This is a genomic window from Bradyrhizobium sp. USDA 4449, from assembly GCF_054056275.1.
In genome coordinates, this window is sequence record NZ_JBSRYD010000001.1 from 1,222,849 (window position 1) to 1,237,979 (window position 15,131).

Genomic DNA, 15,131 nt, shown 5'->3' on the forward strand with positions numbered 1-15,131 from the left:
TCAATCAACGTCATTCAATGTTGCGAACAGCGTCTGGCGCGAGGCGACCGCGGTGATCGCACCGATCAGGACGGCCTGCACTGCGAGCACGACATAGCCTGATGGCCGCAGCGAGAAGGTGCCGAGCAGGGCTGCGAACTGGTCGCCGACCGGGGTGCCGGAGAACCAGCCGGCGATCGACTCCGAGAAGCCGAACAGCAACATGGCGACGCCGCCCCCGATCACGCCCCCTTCGAGACCGAGACGGAGGAAGTGCCGCAGGAAGTGATTGGCGATGTAGCGGTCGCCCGCGCCGACGAAATGCAGGACCTCGACGATCGGCCGGTTGGCCGCCATCGCGCCGCGGGTCGCGAACGAGACCGAGATGATGGTCGCGACGATGACGAGCGCGAGGATGCCGATTCCGGCGAGCACGGTGGCATTGGTCATCGAACGCATCCGCTCGATCCAGGCGCGGTGATCGTCGACGCTGGCGTTCGGCGCGACCTGCGTCACGCGCGCGCGCAAGCCGCCGAGATCGAGCACCGTTCCGGGCTGCACGCGCGCGATGATCATGCGCGGCACCGGCAGATCGTCCATCGACAGCCCGGTGCCGAGCCAGGGCTCGAGCAGCTTGCCGCTCTCCTCTTTGGTGAACGGCTTGACGTCGACGATACCGGGCTGCGCGCGTACCACCTCGCTGACCGCAGCCGTGTCGCGCTCGATGTCGCGCCCGGATTGCGGACGGACCTGGATGGTGATCTCGCTCGCGACATCCGACTGCCATTCCGCTGCCGACGCGCTGACCAGCAGCACCGCGCCCGTCGTCATCGAGGCGAGGAAGGTCATGATGGCGACGACGGCAACCAGCGCGCGGCCGTGGATCGAGGCGCGCGGCACGATCGGCGACATGTTGCGGGCCCTGGCCGGAAGCTGCGGACGCTCCTGCCCGAGATCGACCAATACGCCGCGCTCGTCGGTCCTACTCATAGACGTGCAGCCGTCCCTGATGCAGCACGAAGCGGCGCGCTTCGTACTGGTCCATCAACGCAATGTCGTGGGTTGCGATGATCACGGCCGTGCCCGACTTGTTGAGCTCGATGAAGAGCCGCAGCAAGCGTCGCCCGAGCGTCGGGTCGACGCTGCCGGTCGGCTCGTCCGCGAGCAGCAGCTGCGGCCGCGAGATCACCGCGCGCGCGATCGCCGCGCGCTGCTTCTCGCCCCCCGACAGGATCGGCGGCAGCGCATCCATGCGGTCCCCGAGCCCGACCCAGCGCAGGAGATCGATGACTTCCTTGCGGTAGCTGGATTCGCTGCGGCCCATGACGCGGAACGGCAGTGCCACATTCTCGTAGGTCGTCATGTGGTCGAGCAGGCGGAAATCTTGGAGCACGATGCCGATGCGCTTGCGCAAATCGGCGATCTCGTCCTTGCCAAGGGTGGAGATGTCGTGACCGAACAGGTTGACGAGGCCCCGCGTCGGCCGGTGCGACAGGAACAACAGGCGCAGCAACGACGTCTTGCCGGCGCCGGACGGTCCGGTGAGGAACTGGAAGGAATGCGCCGGAATCTGGAAACTGAGGTCGCGCAGGATCTCCGGCCCCAGACCGTAGCGTAATCCGACATTTTCGAACCGAACCAAGCTCAGCTCCGTTCGAGAGGGGACGTAAGCCGCATCGCGGGCGAGGTATCGCCGCATGCGAGCAAGGGGTTGTGCGACCGTTATGGTTTCCGGTTCGTTAACGGTCGCCGTGTAGCATCACCGGCTGCATCCTTAGAAGTCCCTTCTCGGGAGAACCCTGCCTCAGGAGAATCTTGGCGCCAGGTTCCCCGCGACAAGGTCATCGTCGAGGCCGTCCATGCATATCGTCTGCCCCCATTGTACGACTTCCTACGCCATCAAGCTTGCTAGCCTTGGCGCCAATGGGCGGACGGTCCGCTGCTCGCGCTGCAAGGAAACCTGGATGGCGCATCCCGCAGATGCCATCGAGGAGGCGACCGTACCGGCCATGGCCGCGGCCAGCCGGACCGACGACCAATCCGACCTCGCCGCCCAGTGGAACTCCTACGCCTCGGACGCGACCGCCGAGACGCCGGTGGTCGAAAGCCCCTCGATCGCCAGCGACTGGCCGACCGAGGATGCCGCTGAGGACGAATGGTCAGCAGCAGCCCGGCGGGCCGAGGAGGAAGTCGCCGGGGTACAGCACCAATCCTGGTTCCGAGGGCTGTTCCGCCGCCGCGGCGCGAAGGTGAGCCGGCCGAAGCCGGCCGTGGCCCCACGCAAATCCTACTACGGCCTGCCGACCACCTGCGCCGCCATGGGCGCGCTGGTGCTGGCGCTGGTGATCTGGCGCGGCGACATGGTGCGCTTGCTGCCGCAGACGGCGGCCTTCTACAAATTGGTCGGGCTCGAGGTGAACCTGCGCGGCCTCGCCTTCAAGGACGTCAAGCTCTCGACCGAGACCGTGGATGGTAAGCAGGTGCTGGTGATCGAGGGCGTGATCGTTGGCCAGGGCAAGAAGCCGCTCGATATCCCGCGCTTGCGTTTTGCCGTGCGCGATGCGCAGGGCGCTGAGATCTACGCCTGGAATTCGGTGCTGGAGCAGACCGTGCTGCAACCCGGCGAACGCGCCTTCTTCCGCTCGCGTCTGGCCTCGCCACCGCCGGAAGGCCGCAATATCGACGTTCGCTTCTTCAACCGGCGCGACATTGCCGGCGGCAGCATATAATCCGGCCTTGTAGAGTCCGCACGGGAGGCTGTCCCATGCCCAAGATATTGATCGCCGATGACGAGGATTCGATGCGCCAATTGGTGGCGCGCGCGATTGCCATGGACGGCCACCAGACCGTCACCGCACAGGACGGCGCCGAGGCGCTGGAAATTTTGACCCGCGAGGACGGCGCGTTCGACCTGTTGCTCACCGACATCCAGATGCCCGTCATGGATGGCATCGCGCTGGCCCTCTCCGCCGCGCGCGAATTTCCTCAGCTCACCATTTTGCTGATGACCGGCTTTGCCGACCAGCGCGAGCGCGCCTCGAACCTCAATGCGCTGGTGCATGATGTCGTGACCAAGCCGTTCTCGGTCGCGGATATCCGCACGGCGGTCGCGGACGCGCTCGCGGCGAAGAAGGGGTAGCGGCGGCTCCATATTCCGCTGTCATGCCCCGGCTTGACCGGGGCATCCAGAACGCCGCGGCCTCTCGGTCTAGACACAATTGTCTCTGGAAAACTGGATCGCCCGATCAAGTCGGGCGATGACGGCGAGATTGGAGTGGGGGGCTGCACAAGCCGGTCAGGATTTGCGCAACGAGTCCAGCCCTCAAAAATCCTTCAGCAGCCGCTCGATGTAGTCGAGCTCGATCTGCGGGCGCGAGGGGTCGCCGAGGCGGCGACGCAGCTCTTCGAGAATGCGGCGGACGCGCTGCACGTCGATCTCGCCGGGAATCTTGACCGTGTAATCGTCACCGAGATCGCCGCGGCGAAGCGGACGGCCGAGCGGATCGGTCTGATTCCCGCCACTCTGCTGGCGGCCGGCGCGATTGCCGGGACCATCTCCCTGGCCGTCGCCGTCGCCCTGCTGCATCGCCTCAGCCATCTTCTGCGCACCCTTGCGCATCGCATCCAGCGCCTTGCCCTGGGAATCCACCGCACCGTCGGCATTGCCTTCGCCGAGCTTCGAGCCGGCGTCACCCATGGCGCTGTCGGCGGAGTCGAGCCCGCCGTCATCATCACCCTGGTCGGCGTCCTGATCGCCGTCCTGGCCCTGGTCGCCTTGCTGACCCTGCTGCTGGTCCTTCTGTCCTTGCTGGCCTTTCTGACCCCTTTGCGAGAGGCCGCGCTTGGCCATTTCGTCCTGGAGCTTCTTGAGGCGGTCGCGCAGCGCCTGCTGGTCCTGCTGCAGGTCCGACATCGACTGGTCGCCCTGCTGCTTGCCGCGCATGCGGTCGCGGCGCGAATCCTGGCCCTGCTTGTAGGTCCTGTCCCGCAATTGCTGCTGCTTGCGGATCATGTCGCCGAGCTCGTTCAGCGCCTGCTCCATATCGCTCTCGCCGGACTGTCCCGGCTGCGCCATCTGGAGGCCCTCCAGCATCTGCTGGAGCTGGTCGAGCAGCTGCTTGGCCGCATCCTTGTCGCCGGAGCGCGACAGGCGCTCCATGCGATCGATCATGTTCTGGAGGTCCTGCTGGCGCAGGATCTTCGTGTTCGGATCGAGCGGTCGCGCGAGATTTTGCGCGTCCTTGTTGTTGCGGAACTGTTCGGCGAGCTGGCGCATGAAATTGTCCAGCGCCGCCCGCAGATCCTGCGTGAGCTTCTTGATCTCCTCGTCGCTGGCGCCGCGCTCCAGCGCCTGCTTGAGCGCGTCCTGCGCCGCGCGCAACGCCTTCTCGACGTCGGAGATGTTGCCGTCCTCGATCGTCACCGCGAGCGCCCACAGGCTCGCCACCACCTCGCGCAGCGCGTCGTCGGTGCGCGCCGCCTCGAGCTGGCGCGTGACACTGTAGAGGCCGAGATATTGTCCCGTCTCCTGCGTGAACAGTTCGGGCGCGATCATCAGCGCGTCGAGCGCGGTGTAGACGTCGGAATTCCTGTTGGCGTCGAGCGCGAGGATACGACGCTGCTCGATCAGCGCGCGCGCCAAGGGTTTGGTGAACAGACGCTCCGGCAAGCGCATGTTGAAGGGTTCGCTTCGAGCCTCGTTGCCGGCCTCGTCCTTGGCGGTGAGCGTCAACGTGACGTCGGCGCCGGCATAGGGATCCTCGCTAAGATCCTTCACCGTCTGGCCGACGCCGTTACGGGTGCGCGCGTTCGGCAGCACGAGCGGGAATTGCGGCGGCTGGAACAGCGGTCGCGCCGCGGTCTTGTTATCGGCCTTGCCATCACCGCCCTTGGCGGCATCATTGGTGCGCGCCGCAACCTGCGCCTCGGCGCCGGTGACGCCGTAATCATCCTCGATCTTGTAGACGAGTTGGAGCGCGCCGCGCGCCTGACGCTCCGGATCCTTGGCGAGCGCGATGGTCGGCGGACGGTCCGGCGTCGCTGCGAAGGCCCATTGCGGCTGGCCCGAGGGCGCGCGGACATGCGCGGTGCCGTCGCCGGCGATGGTGAAATGCTTTTCGTTGGTGCCCTTCGGTGCGGCCTCGGTCGGCGCGACTTCCTTCAGACCGCCGGAGGTGACGACATCCAGGCTGCCGCCGGACGATCGCACGATCAGGGTCGAACCCGCGGGAACGGCGAGCGGGCCGGAGACCGGCAGCGCCGCCGCCTCCTTGTTGGCGGCCGACAGGATGACCGGCGGCTTTGCGGTGTAGAGCGGCGGCGTCACCCAGGCGTCGACGCGGACATTGGTCGGCGTCAGTACGCCGTTCCAGTCGAAGGCCGCGCCCAGCCGCATCGCGCGCTCGTCGCCGGCGGCAAAGAAGGTCGCGACCAGCATCACCGTGACCAGCGCGCGCAGGGCCCAGGGGTCGTGGATGGCGAGGCGCGGGTGAGGCAGACCGGCCCGGATGCGCTTGAGCGAGGCCAGCGTGCGCTCGCGCTGAGCCCGCCAGAGCGCCTGCGCGACCGGGTCTTGCGAGGTCAGTGTGTCCGTGAGTGTCGTGGCGGGGCGGTGGCGGATGCCCGAACCGCGATCGAGCCGTGCGAGCGCCTCTTCGCGGCTTGGCCAGCGAAAACGAACCAGCGGGAACAGCGCGGCGACTGCAAGGCTCGCGAAGATGACGAGGCCGATGGCGCGCGCGACGGAGGGCAACGCCAGCCAGAGGCCCGCCCAGGACACCACCAGAAACAGGCCGATAACGGTGAGGACGCGCGCCAGACCGGGCCAGGCACGCTCCCAGGCGATAGCGTAGGTGGACCGCTCGAGGGCCTGCGCCAGCTTCAAGCGCGACACAGCATCGCCATCACGGATCGGGTCCGACGGGTCTGGGGGGGCGCCGTTCAATCAACTCTCCAGGTTGCCCGGTAGAGAAGCGTACCACAACGGCAGCACTGAGGCATCCGTTCCTGTACGGGAGAGCCCCCTTTTCCCGCATAACACGGGGACGTGACTGGCCCGGCGCAACCCCGTAACTTTCCGCGGCATCCCCTCGGGGAATGCAAGCGAAGAAGAGGAAACGTCATGGACAAGAAGATGCACGACAAGGGCCTTGAGGTCCGCAAGGCGGTGCTGGGCGAGGCCTATGTCAACAACGCCCTGAAGAACGTCGACGATTTCAACCGTCCGTTCCAGGAGATGCTCAACGAATATTGCTGGGGCACGGTGTGGGGCCGCGAGGAGTTGCCGCGCAAGACCCGCAGCATGCTCAACATCGCGATGATCGCGATCCTCAACCGACAGCACGAATTCCGCGCGCATCTGAAGGGCGCGCTCACCAACGGCGTCACCCGCGACGAGATCCGCGAGATCCTGATGCAGGTCGCGATCTATGGCGGCATGCCGGCCGCGGTCGACAGTTTCCGGATGGCGCGCGAGGTGTTCGCCGAGATCGATGCGAAGGCGTGAACGAAGCTGACGGCTCTCAACTTTATTGCTCCGTCATTGCGAGCGGAGCGAAGCAATCCGGAACTCCCTCCGCGGAAATAGCTTGGATTGCTTCGTCGCTTCAGCGCAAAATTGCTACGGCGTGGAAGGAATCAACACCATGGACATCGGATTCATCGGCCTCGGCAACATGGGTTTTCCGATGGCGCGGCGGCTGATCGAGGCCGGCCACACGCTCGTCGTGTTCGACACCCGCAAGGAGGTCGTCGACAAGCTGGTCGCACGCGGCGCGACCGCTGCGATGTCGCCGAAGGACGTCGCCGACAAGGTCGAGACCGTGATGGCGAGCCTGCCGTCGCTCAAGGCTTCGCTCGAGGTCGCCACCGGCGCGAACGGCGTGATCGAGGGCGGCCGGGTAAAACGCCTCATTGATCTGTCGACGGTCGGCTCGCAGATGGCGGCGAAAATTCACGGCCTGCTCGCACAACGCAACATCGTGCAGATCGACTGCCCGGTGTCCGGGGGCGTCGGCGGCGCCGAGAAGGGCACGCTCGCGGTGATGGTGTCGGGGCCGAAGGGCGACTTCGAGCTGCTCAAGCCTGTTCTCGACGTGATCGGAAAAGTGTTCTTCATCGGCGAGAAGCCGGGCGCGGCGCAGACCATGAAGCTCGCCAACAATTTCCTCTCGGCCACCGCCATCGTGGCGACATCGGAAGCCGTGGTGATGGGCGTGAAAGCCGGGCTCGATCCGGCCGTGATGATCGACGTCATCAATGCGGGCTCGGGCATGAACACCGCGAGCCGCGACAAGTTTCCGCGCTCGGTGCTGCCGCGCAGCTTCGACTTCGGCTTCGCCACCGGATTGATGGTGAAGGACGTCCGGCTCGCGCTGGAGGAGATGAAGCAGCTCGGCCTGTCGATGGAGGTTGCCGACGCCGTCGGACGGCTGTGGGAAGCGGTGATAGCTGCGGAAGGCGCTGAGTCCGATTTCACCGCGGCGATCAAGCCGATCGAGAAGAAGGCTGGCGTCGTGGTTGGCGGAGCGAAGGGCGGATTGGCGAGGAAATAGGACCCGAACCACTCACAGCCACGGCGCCGGGGTGTCCATGGCGATGAGCTGCTCGACCTCGATGCGAGGGCGCACGACGGCATACTGGTCGCCCTTCACCAGCACTTCCGGCACCAGCGGCCGGGTGTTGTAAGTGCCGGCCTGCACCGCGCCATAGGCGCCTGATGTCATGATGGCGACGAGATCGCCCGGCTTCGGCGTCGGCAAGGTGCGATCAAGCGCGAGATAGTCGCCGGTCTCGCAGACCGGGCCAACGACATCGGCGGTGATGGTCGCCGCCCCCTTCGCCGGCTGCATCACCGGCAGAATGTCGTGATGCGCCTCGTACAGCGTCGGCCGAATGAGGTCGTTCATGGCAGCATCGATGACGACGAAGTTCTTGCCGTCGCCGTGCTTCACATAGATCACCTTGGCGACGAGGATGCCGGCATTGCCGACGATCATGCGGCCGGGCTCGAACATCAGGGTGCAGCCTAGATTGTGGCTGACGCGCTTGACCATCGCGGCGTAGGCATCGGGCGCCGGCGGTGCCTCGCGATCCATGTAATAGGGAATGCCGAGCCCGCCGCCGAAATCGACGTGGCTGATGTTGTGGCCATCGGCGCGCAGTGTCTGCACGAATTCGGAGAGGATGCGGAACGCGATCTCCATCTTCGAAAGGTCAGTGATCTGGCTGCCGATGTGAACGTCGGCGCCTGTTACCTCGATGCCGGGAAGCCTTGCGGCGCGCGCGTAGACCTCGCGCGCGTGCACGATCGGAATGCCGAACTTGTTCTCGGATCTGCCGGTGGAGATCTTGGCGTGGGTGCCTGCATCGACATCAGGATTGACGCGGATGGAGATGCGCGCGGTCTTGCCCATGTCGGTCGCAAGCCGCGACAGCAGCTCCAGCTCGGGCTCGGATTCGACATTGAGACAGAGGATGTCGGCGGCCAGCGCCGCGCGCAGCTCGGTCTCGGTCTTGCCCACGCCGGAGAACACGATCTTGCTGGCGGGGATGCCGGCCGCCAGTGCGCGCTTCAGTTCGCCGCCCGAAACCACGTCAGCGCCGGCGCCCAGCCTGGCCAGCGTGCGCAGCACCGACTGGTTGGAGTTCGCCTTCATGGCGTAGCAGACCAGGACCTTCTCGCCGGCAAAGGCATCGGCGAAGACGCGGTAATGGCGCTCCAGCGTCGCGGTCGAATAGCAATAGAACGGCGTCCCGACGGCCGCGGCCAGCTCGGACAGGTTGATCGCCTCGGCGTGCAGCACGCCGTTGCGGTAGTCGAAATGGTTCATCACGTCAGCTCGATTGGCCCAGCCTACCGGCCGGGCGTTTCGTCCAGGAGCGGGTCAAGGATAAACGTTTTCTTCCTGCCCTTGGCCGCCGCCGGGGGTACCTCCGAACCATAGGTCGGATTGAACACGCTCGGCGTCTTCTGGGCTTCGGTCTCGGTATCACCAGGCGCGGAGATATTGGCCGTGGACGCGTTGGAGGCGGTCGGCGGAAGGTCGAGCGGGCCCCGGCGGCCACAACCGGCGAGCGCAAGCGCGCTCAGGCTCAAGACGATGATGGCCCAGCCCGAGCCGGCCGGGCGAAACTTTGACGTCACGACGAAATCCCCACTACGCGGCCGCACCATACAGAGGTTGGCCCGGTCTGGCGAGTGCAGGAAGGCCACGGAAGGTCGGTCAAATTTCGGCCCTCAGCCCAATTTTCGCTCTTTTTCCAGCCGCTTGGCCCAGGCTTTGGCCTGTGACGCCACGTTCTTCGGCGCGGTGCCGCCGAAGCTGGTGCGGCTCTTCACCGACGATTCGACCGAGAGCACGCCGAGCACGTCCCTGGTGATTTTGGGCTCGATCGCCTGCATCTCCTTCAGGGGCAGCTCGTGCAGCGCCACACCACCCTCGGCAGCCTTGGCGACGATGCGGCCGGTGACGTGATGGGCCTCGCGGAACGGCATCTTCAGCGTCCGCACCAGCCAGTCGGCAAGATCGGTCGCGGTGGCGTAACCCTCGCCGGCAGCAAGCCTCATCCTGCCTTCGTCAGGCACGAGGTCGCGGACCATGCCGGTCATGGCGCGGATCGCGAGCGACAGCGCGGCAAAGCCCTCCATCGCGCCCTGCTTGTCCTCCTGCATGTCTTTTTGATAGGCGAGCGGCAGGCCCTTCATCACGATCAGGAGACCGTTGAGCGCGCCGATGACGCGACCGGCCTTGGCACGCACGAGCTCGGCCGCGTCAGGATTGCGCTTCTGCGGCATGATCGAGGAGCCGGTGGTGAACTTGTCGCTGAGGCGGATCATGCCGACCAGCGGCGAGGTCCAGATCACGATCTCCTCGGCAAAACGCGACATATGCACGGCGCAGATCGAGGCGGCCGAGAGCGTCTCCAGCACGAAGTCGCGATCGGACACCGCGTCCAGCGAATTCGCCATCGGTCGATCGAAGGCGAGCGCCTTCGCGGTGGCGTGGCGATCGATCGGAAACGAGGTGCCGGCGAGCGCGGCTGCGCCCAGCGGCGATTCATTGAGCCGCTTGCGCGCGTCCTGGAAACGGCCGCGGTCGCGCGCGGCCATCTCGACATAGGCGAGCAGGTGGTGGCCAAAGGTCACGGGCTGCGCGGTCTGGAGATGGGTGAAGCCGGGCATCACGGTGCCGGCGTGTTCAAGCGCACGATCCACCAGCGCCTGCTGGAACGCGGCGAGCGCGGCGTCGGTCTCGTCGACGATATCGCGGACATAGAGACGGAAATCGGTCGCGACCTGATCGTTGCGCGAGCGTGCGGTGTGCAGGCGGCCGGCCGCGGGACCGATCAGCTCCGACAGGCGGCTCTCGACATTCATATGGATGTCCTCGAGCGCGCGCTTGAATTCGAAGCCGCCCTTGCCGATCTCTGACAAAATCGTGTCTAGACCCTTGCCGATATTTTTCGCATCAGAGGCCGTGATGATGCCCTGGCTGGCCAGCATCGCGGCGTGGGCCTTGGACGCGGCAATGTCCTGGGCAAAGAGGTGACGATCGACGTCGATGGAGACGTTGATCTCTTCCATGATCTCATCGGGACGTTCCGAGAACCGGCCGCCCCACATCTTGTTGCTCATGATCCCCTGCTCACGCCTTTGCCGCATGTTTGCTGGCGCAAGCCAGCCGTATTAAGAGGCCCCTGATAGCCATATCTGCGACCGGATGACAAACGATATGCTCGACCCCAAGCCCTCCGCCACGCGCCGGATCCCCATCGTGATCGCCACCGTGCTGGTTGGCGGCCTGGCCGGCTTTGCGGCGCTGTACGGACTGGGCCGGAGCCGGGCCCCGTCAGGCGATCCGGCCTGCAAGGCCGCTGTCGCCACGGCCCAGAAGATCGCTCCGCTCGCCCAAGGCGAGGTGGCGGCGCTGACCATGGCGAGCGCGCCCCTCAAGCTGCCGGATCTGACCTTCGAGGATGCCGACGGCAAGCCGAGGAAGCTGTCGGATTTCCGCGGCAAGACGCTGCTGGTGAACCTCTGGGCCACCTGGTGCGTGCCCTGTCGCAAGGAAATGCCGGCGCTGAACCAGCTCCAGACCAAGCTTTCAGGCCCTGACTTCGAGGTGGTGGCGATCAACATCGACACCCGCGACCCGGAGAAGCCCAAAAACTTCCTGAAGGACGCCAACCTGACCCGTCTCGGCTATTTCACGGATCAGAAAGCCAAGGTTTTTCAGGATCTTAAATCAATAGGTCGAGCCCTGGGCATGCCGACCTCGGTGCTGGTCGATCCGCAGGGCTGCGAGATCGCGACGATCGCGGGGCCGGCGGAATGGGCGAGCGACGACGCGCTCAAGCTGCTGCGGGCCGCGCTGGGACCGGCGGCTGCGTCCTTTTAAGCAGAGATATTGAGGTTGCCGCCGACGCCAGGGCCGACATTGGCCAGCGAAGGCTGACCGGCGCCCATCAGCGTCAGGACGGCGGACTTCTCCGCATCCGCGTTCTGCTTCATCAGCGTCGCCGCGATGTTCGACTGCAGCGCGCCTTGCTGAGAGGCCAGCATGGTGCTGACCATCGCCATCGTGTCCATTACGCAACCCTCGTACCGGCGACAGCCTAGGCGGAGCGGGTTAACGCGCCATGAATTGTCACGGGGCGTATTGGCGGCCTTACCGCGTCGGAACCGGCTTGGCGCCGCGATAGTCGTAGAAGCCGCGCTGGGTCTTGCGCCCGAGCCAGCCGGCCTCGACGTATTTCACCAGCAGCGGGCACGGCCGGTACTTGGAGTCGGCCAGCCCCTCATGCAGGACCTGCATGATCGACAGACACGTATCGAGACCGATGAAATCGGCGAGTTCCAGCGGGCCCATCGGATGGTGCGCGCCGAGCTTCATCGCCGCGTCGATGGCCTCGACGTTGCCGACGCCTTCATACAGCGTGTAGATCGCCTCGTTGATCATCGGCAGCAGAATGCGGTTGACGATGAAGGCCGGGAAATCCTCGGAGACCGCGACCTGCTTGCCGAGCTTGGCGACGAATTCCTTGGACGCCTCGAAGGTCGAATCATCGGTGGCGATGCCGCGGATCAGCTCGACCAGCTCCATCAGCGGCACCGGATTCATGAAGTGAATGCCGATGAAGCGCTCCGGCCGGTCGGTGGCGGCGGCAAGGCGGGTGATCGAGATCGATGACGTGTCGGAGGCGACGATCGCCTCCGGCTTCAAGATCGCGCAGAGGTCGTGGAATATCTTGCGCTTGACCTCTTCCTTCTCGACCGCGGTCTCGATCACGAGATCGCAGTCGGCGAGGTCGTCGAGCTTCTCGGCGAGCTTGATGCGCCCGATCGCCTTGGACTTGTCCTCCTCGGTGACCCCCTTCTTGGAGACCTGGCGGGCCAGATTGCCATTGATGGTCGCCATGCCTGACTTGAGACGATCGGCCGAGATGTCGTTGAGCACCACGTCGAAACCGGCCAGGGCCGCGACATGCGCGATGCCATTGCCCATCTGCCCCGCGCCGATCACGCCGACCTTCTTGATTACTGCCGCCATAATGTCATCCACCGGAACGGCGCGCATATCGCGCCCTGCCTATCCCCTGAGCCGGGAGGTCTGATTTCATCAGAAACCCGATTAGATCAGAATCCTGGCTCGAAACCTAGATTGGATCGCTTCGAAGGCGTGCCCCACGCCAAAGAAAAGGGGTGAGAAATGCAACACCGGCCGGAGTTTATGCCTCCGGCCGGTGTTTTTAACGCGTTTTACTTACCGAGCTTGCCGAGTTCGGCCGCCAGTTCCGGAACTGCCTGGTAGAGGTCGGCGACCAGGCCGTAATCGGCGACCTGGAAGATGGGCGCGTCCTCGTCCTTGTTGATCGCAACGATCACCTTGGAATCCTTCATGCCGGCCAGATGCTGGATCGCGCCGGAAATGCCCACCGCGACATAGAGCTCGGGGGCCACGACCTTGCCGGTCTGGCCGACCTGCCAGTCGTTCGGCGCATAGCCGGCGTCGACCGCCGCGCGCGAGGCACCGACACCGGCCCCTAACTTGTCGGCGAGCGGCTCGATGTACTTGGCGAAGTTCTCGCGGCTCTGCATGGCACGACCACCGGAGACGATGATCTTGGCCGAGGTCAGCTCCGGACGGTCGCTTTTGGCGACCTCCTCGCCGACGAAGGTCGACAGGCCGGGATCGGCCGCCGCCGCGACGGCCTCGACCGGCGCGCTGCCGCCCTCGCCGGCTGCGGCGAAGGTGGAGGTGCGGACCGTGATGACCTTCTTGGCATCCTTCGACTTCACCGTCTGGATGGCGTTGCCGGCATAGATCGGACGCTCAAAGGTGTCGGGGGCAACGACCTTGATGATCTCCGAGACCTGCATGACATCGAGCAGCGCGGCGACGCGCGGCATCACGTTCTTGAAGCGCGAGGTCGCGGGCGCGACGATCGCGTCATAGGACGGGGCCAGCGAGACGATTAGCGCGGCCAGCGGTTCGGCGAGATCGTGCGCGTAGGTCCCGCCGTCGGCGAGCAGCACCTTCTTGACGCCGGCGAGCTTGGCAGCGGCGTCCGCCGCGGCCTTTGCGTTCTCGCCGGCGACGAGCACCTCGACATCGGCGCCGAGCGCGGCGGCCGCGGTCAGGGCCTTGTTGGTTGCATCCTTTGAGCGACGCATTGTCGTGTTCGGCAATCAGCAGCGTCGTCATCAGAGCACCCCGGCTTCGTTCTTGAGTTTCGACACCAGCTCGGCGACGTCCTTGACCTTGACGCCCGCCTTGCGGCCCGCCGGTTCAGTCGTCTTGAGAACCTCGAGGCGCGCGGCGACATCGACGCCGTAATCGGCGACGGTCTTCTCCGCGATCGGCTTCTTCTTCGCCTTCATGATGTTGGGCAGCGACGCATAGCGCGGCTCGTTGAGACGAAGGTCGGTGGTGACGATCGCCGGTCCCTTCAACTTCACGGTCTGGAGACCGCCGTCGACTTCGCGGGTGACCTTGAAGTCGCTTCCGTCGACCTCGAGCTTCGAGGCAAACGTCGCCTGCGACCAGCCCAGCAGCGCGGCCAGCATCTGGCCGGTCTGATTGCTGTCGTCGTCGATCGCCTGCTTGCCGAGGATGATCAGCCCCGGCTGCTCTTCGTCCGCAACCTTCTTCAGGATCTTGGCAACCGCGAGCGGCTCGACGGTGCCTTCGGCCTTCACCAGGATGCCGCGATCGGCGCCCATGGCGAGACCGGTGCGGATCGTCTCCGACGCCTGCGCCGGTCCGATGGAGACCACCACGACTTCGGTCGCCTTGCCGGCTTCCTTCAGGCGCAGCGCTTCCTCGACCGCGATTTCGTCGAAGGGGTTCATCGACATCTTCACGTTGGCGAGTTCAACGCCCGATCCATCGCCCTTGACGCGGACCTTGACGTTGTAATCGACCACCCGCTTTACCGGCACTAAGACCTTCATCGATCCTCTTTCACTCAACTTGGGAGGGGGTTATTCAACTGGCGCGGAACCTAAAGGCCTGATCCGGCCCGGTCAACGCGCGACGGGCCTAATTTTAGCTCCCTGAAATGCCGACCTCAATGGGTCAGCGATTCTGGCCCGGGACCCAGAGCACGTCGCCGGCGCCATTCCCGTTAGCAGCGCGGCTGGCCACGAACAGGAAGTCCGACAGTCGATTCATATATTGAATGCCAGCTGCACCGACCGGCTCTCCGGGTTGGGCGGCCAGTTCCACGATCATGCGTTCCGCCCTGCGGCAAATCGTGCGGGCGACGTGGAGGTGGGCGGCGGCCGGCGTACCGCCCGGCAGCACGAAGGACGTCAGCGGCGCGAGCTTGTCGTTGAGCGCGTCGATGTCGCGCTCGAGCCGCTCGACCTGGCCTGCCACCACCCGCAGCCGCTCGGCTTTACCCTCGCGCTCAGGCACAGCTAGGTCGGCACCGAGATCGAACAGATCGTTCTGGATACGGCCGAGCATCGCATCGAGCTCGGGAGCATCCTCGGTGTGGAGGCGGACCACGCCGATCGCGGCATTGGTCTCGTCGACCGTGCCATAGGCCGCGATGCGCAGATCGTATTTCGGGCGGCGCTCGCCGGTTCCGAGCGCTGTCGTGCCGTCATCACCGGTCTTCGTGTAGATGCGGTTCAGGATAACCAT

Annotated in this window: 15 protein-coding genes and 1 pseudogene; 5 read left to right on the forward strand and 11 right to left on the reverse strand. The window is 65.4% G+C overall.

What is annotated here, in order from left to right; genetic code table 11:
- Together ACVIIW_RS05800 and ftsE are read right to left on the reverse strand one after the other, a co-directional pair.
- Complete coding sequence (locus ACVIIW_RS05800) at nucleotides 1-969, reverse strand: cell division protein FtsX (protein ID WP_456699863.1); 969 nt, start codon at nucleotides 967-969, stop codon at nucleotides 1-3.
- Entirely contained in the window at nucleotides 962-1,621 is a 660-nt protein-coding gene (gene ftsE / locus ACVIIW_RS05805) for a cell division ATP-binding protein FtsE (protein WP_057746699.1), read from the reverse strand. Before ftsE ends, ACVIIW_RS05800 begins: the two co-directional genes overlap by 8 nt.
- 217 nt (nucleotides 1,622-1,838) lie before the next feature.
- Here ftsE and ACVIIW_RS05810 point away from each other — a divergent pair, with 217 nt between their 5' ends.
- Together ACVIIW_RS05810 and ACVIIW_RS05815 are read left to right on the forward strand one after the other, a co-directional pair.
- Nucleotides 1,839-2,708: an MJ0042-type zinc finger domain-containing protein gene (locus ACVIIW_RS05810; protein ID WP_456699864.1), complete on the forward strand. Its 870-nt coding sequence runs from the start codon at nucleotides 1,839-1,841 to the stop codon at nucleotides 2,706-2,708.
- Between the two features lie 35 nt (nucleotides 2,709-2,743).
- A complete protein-coding gene (locus tag ACVIIW_RS05815; protein ID WP_456699865.1) occupies nucleotides 2,744-3,118 on the forward strand; it encodes a response regulator in 375 nt (124 codons plus the stop codon).
- A 183-nt stretch (nucleotides 3,119-3,301) separates the two neighbouring features.
- Here ACVIIW_RS05815 and ACVIIW_RS05820 read toward each other — a convergent pair whose 3' ends face one another.
- Nucleotides 3,302-5,923, reverse strand: a complete 2,622-nt coding sequence (locus tag ACVIIW_RS05820; RefSeq protein ID WP_456699866.1) for a TIGR02302 family protein — start codon at nucleotides 5,921-5,923, stop codon at nucleotides 3,302-3,304.
- A 177-nt stretch (nucleotides 5,924-6,100) separates the two neighbouring features.
- Between ACVIIW_RS05820 and ACVIIW_RS05825 the strand changes: the two genes are divergently transcribed.
- Together ACVIIW_RS05825 and ACVIIW_RS05830 are read left to right on the forward strand one after the other, a co-directional pair.
- Complete coding sequence (locus ACVIIW_RS05825; protein WP_456699867.1) at nucleotides 6,101-6,484, forward strand: carboxymuconolactone decarboxylase family protein; 384 nt, start codon at nucleotides 6,101-6,103, stop codon at nucleotides 6,482-6,484.
- Nucleotides 6,485-6,623: 139 nt separating this feature from the next.
- The gene (locus tag ACVIIW_RS05830) at nucleotides 6,624-7,532 is read left to right on the forward strand and encodes an NAD(P)-dependent oxidoreductase (RefSeq protein ID WP_456699868.1); all 909 of its coding nucleotides are present in this window, start codon (nucleotides 6,624-6,626) and stop codon (nucleotides 7,530-7,532) included.
- A 12-nt stretch (nucleotides 7,533-7,544) separates the two neighbouring features.
- On the opposite strand, the gene lysA is transcribed toward ACVIIW_RS05830, so the two are convergent.
- The 3 genes from lysA to argH all read right to left on the reverse strand — a co-directional run bounded on the left by lysA (nucleotide 7,545) and on the right by argH (nucleotide 10,615).
- Nucleotides 7,545-8,810, reverse strand: coding sequence for a diaminopimelate decarboxylase (gene lysA / locus ACVIIW_RS05835; RefSeq protein WP_456699869.1), 1,266 nt, complete (start codon nucleotides 8,808-8,810; stop codon nucleotides 7,545-7,547).
- A gap of 23 nt (nucleotides 8,811-8,833) precedes the next feature.
- On the reverse strand, nucleotides 8,834-9,124 hold the full coding sequence (gene lptM, locus ACVIIW_RS05840; protein WP_456699870.1) for an LPS translocon maturation chaperone LptM: 291 nt from the start codon (nucleotides 9,122-9,124) through the stop codon (nucleotides 8,834-8,836).
- A 93-nt stretch (nucleotides 9,125-9,217) separates the two neighbouring features.
- Nucleotides 9,218-10,615 (reverse strand): argininosuccinate lyase, encoded by a 1,398-nt coding sequence (argH, locus tag ACVIIW_RS05845; RefSeq protein WP_456699871.1) that lies wholly within the window; start codon nucleotides 10,613-10,615, stop codon nucleotides 9,218-9,220.
- Between the two features lie 97 nt (nucleotides 10,616-10,712).
- On the opposite strand from argH, the gene tlpA reads away from it, so the two are divergent.
- The gene (tlpA, locus tag ACVIIW_RS05850) at nucleotides 10,713-11,378 is read left to right on the forward strand and encodes a thiol:disulfide interchange protein TlpA (protein ID WP_456699872.1); all 666 of its coding nucleotides are present in this window, start codon (nucleotides 10,713-10,715) and stop codon (nucleotides 11,376-11,378) included.
- Here tlpA and ACVIIW_RS05855 read toward each other — a convergent pair.
- The 5 genes and pseudogenes from ACVIIW_RS05855 to ACVIIW_RS05875 all read right to left on the reverse strand — a co-directional run bounded on the left by ACVIIW_RS05855 (nucleotide 11,375) and on the right by ACVIIW_RS05875 (nucleotide 15,131).
- Entirely contained in the window at nucleotides 11,375-11,569 is a 195-nt protein-coding gene (locus ACVIIW_RS05855) for a hypothetical protein (protein WP_092230929.1), read from the reverse strand. The two genes, tlpA and ACVIIW_RS05855, sit on opposite strands and share 4 nt — an antisense overlap.
- Nucleotides 11,570-11,648: 79 nt before the next feature.
- Nucleotides 11,649-12,530, reverse strand: coding sequence for a 3-hydroxybutyryl-CoA dehydrogenase (locus ACVIIW_RS05860; RefSeq protein ID WP_456699873.1), 882 nt, complete (start codon nucleotides 12,528-12,530; stop codon nucleotides 11,649-11,651).
- Nucleotides 12,531-12,739: 209 nt separating this feature from the next.
- Nucleotides 12,740-13,685, reverse strand: a pseudogene (locus tag ACVIIW_RS05865) (electron transfer flavoprotein subunit alpha/FixB family protein).
- Nucleotides 13,685-14,434 (reverse strand): electron transfer flavoprotein subunit beta/FixA family protein, encoded by a 750-nt coding sequence (locus ACVIIW_RS05870; RefSeq protein WP_456699874.1) that lies wholly within the window; start codon nucleotides 14,432-14,434, stop codon nucleotides 13,685-13,687. The pseudogene ACVIIW_RS05865 and the gene ACVIIW_RS05870 overlap by 1 nt, the downstream one beginning before the upstream one ends.
- Nucleotides 14,435-14,558: 124 nt before the next feature.
- The gene (locus ACVIIW_RS05875) at nucleotides 14,559-15,131 is read right to left on the reverse strand and encodes a cob(I)yrinic acid a,c-diamide adenosyltransferase (protein ID WP_456699875.1); all 573 of its coding nucleotides are present in this window, start codon (nucleotides 15,129-15,131) and stop codon (nucleotides 14,559-14,561) included.

What these genes read in the sequence shown, in the direction of transcription:
- ACVIIW_RS05800 (WP_456699863.1), bottom strand. Translation starts at nt 969, where the DNA reads ATGAGTAGGACCGACGAGCGCGGCGTATTGGTCGATCTCGGGCAGGAG.
- ACVIIW_RS05810 (WP_456699864.1), top strand. Translation starts at nt 1,839, where the DNA reads ATGCATATCGTCTGCCCCCATTGTACGACTTCCTACGCCATCAAGCTT.
- ACVIIW_RS05815 (WP_456699865.1), top strand. Translation starts at nt 2,744, where the DNA reads ATGCCCAAGATATTGATCGCCGATGACGAGGATTCGATGCGCCAATTG.
- ACVIIW_RS05825 (WP_456699867.1), top strand. Translation starts at nt 6,101, where the DNA reads ATGGACAAGAAGATGCACGACAAGGGCCTTGAGGTCCGCAAGGCGGTG.
- ACVIIW_RS05830 (WP_456699868.1), top strand. Translation starts at nt 6,624, where the DNA reads ATGGACATCGGATTCATCGGCCTCGGCAACATGGGTTTTCCGATGGCG.
- lysA (WP_456699869.1), bottom strand. Translation starts at nt 8,810, where the DNA reads ATGAACCATTTCGACTACCGCAACGGCGTGCTGCACGCCGAGGCGATC.
- argH (WP_456699871.1), bottom strand. Translation starts at nt 10,615, where the DNA reads ATGAGCAACAAGATGTGGGGCGGCCGGTTCTCGGAACGTCCCGATGAG.
- tlpA (WP_456699872.1), top strand. Translation starts at nt 10,713, where the DNA reads ATGCTCGACCCCAAGCCCTCCGCCACGCGCCGGATCCCCATCGTGATC.
- ACVIIW_RS05855 (WP_092230929.1), bottom strand. Translation starts at nt 11,569, where the DNA reads ATGGACACGATGGCGATGGTCAGCACCATGCTGGCCTCTCAGCAAGGC.
- ACVIIW_RS05860 (WP_456699873.1), bottom strand. Translation starts at nt 12,530, where the DNA reads ATGGCGGCAGTAATCAAGAAGGTCGGCGTGATCGGCGCGGGGCAGATG.
- ACVIIW_RS05870 (WP_456699874.1), bottom strand. Translation starts at nt 14,434, where the DNA reads ATGAAGGTCTTAGTGCCGGTAAAGCGGGTGGTCGATTACAACGTCAAG.
- ACVIIW_RS05875 (WP_456699875.1), bottom strand. Translation starts at nt 15,131, where the DNA reads ATGGTTATCCTGAACCGCATCTACACGAAGACCGGTGATGACGGCACG.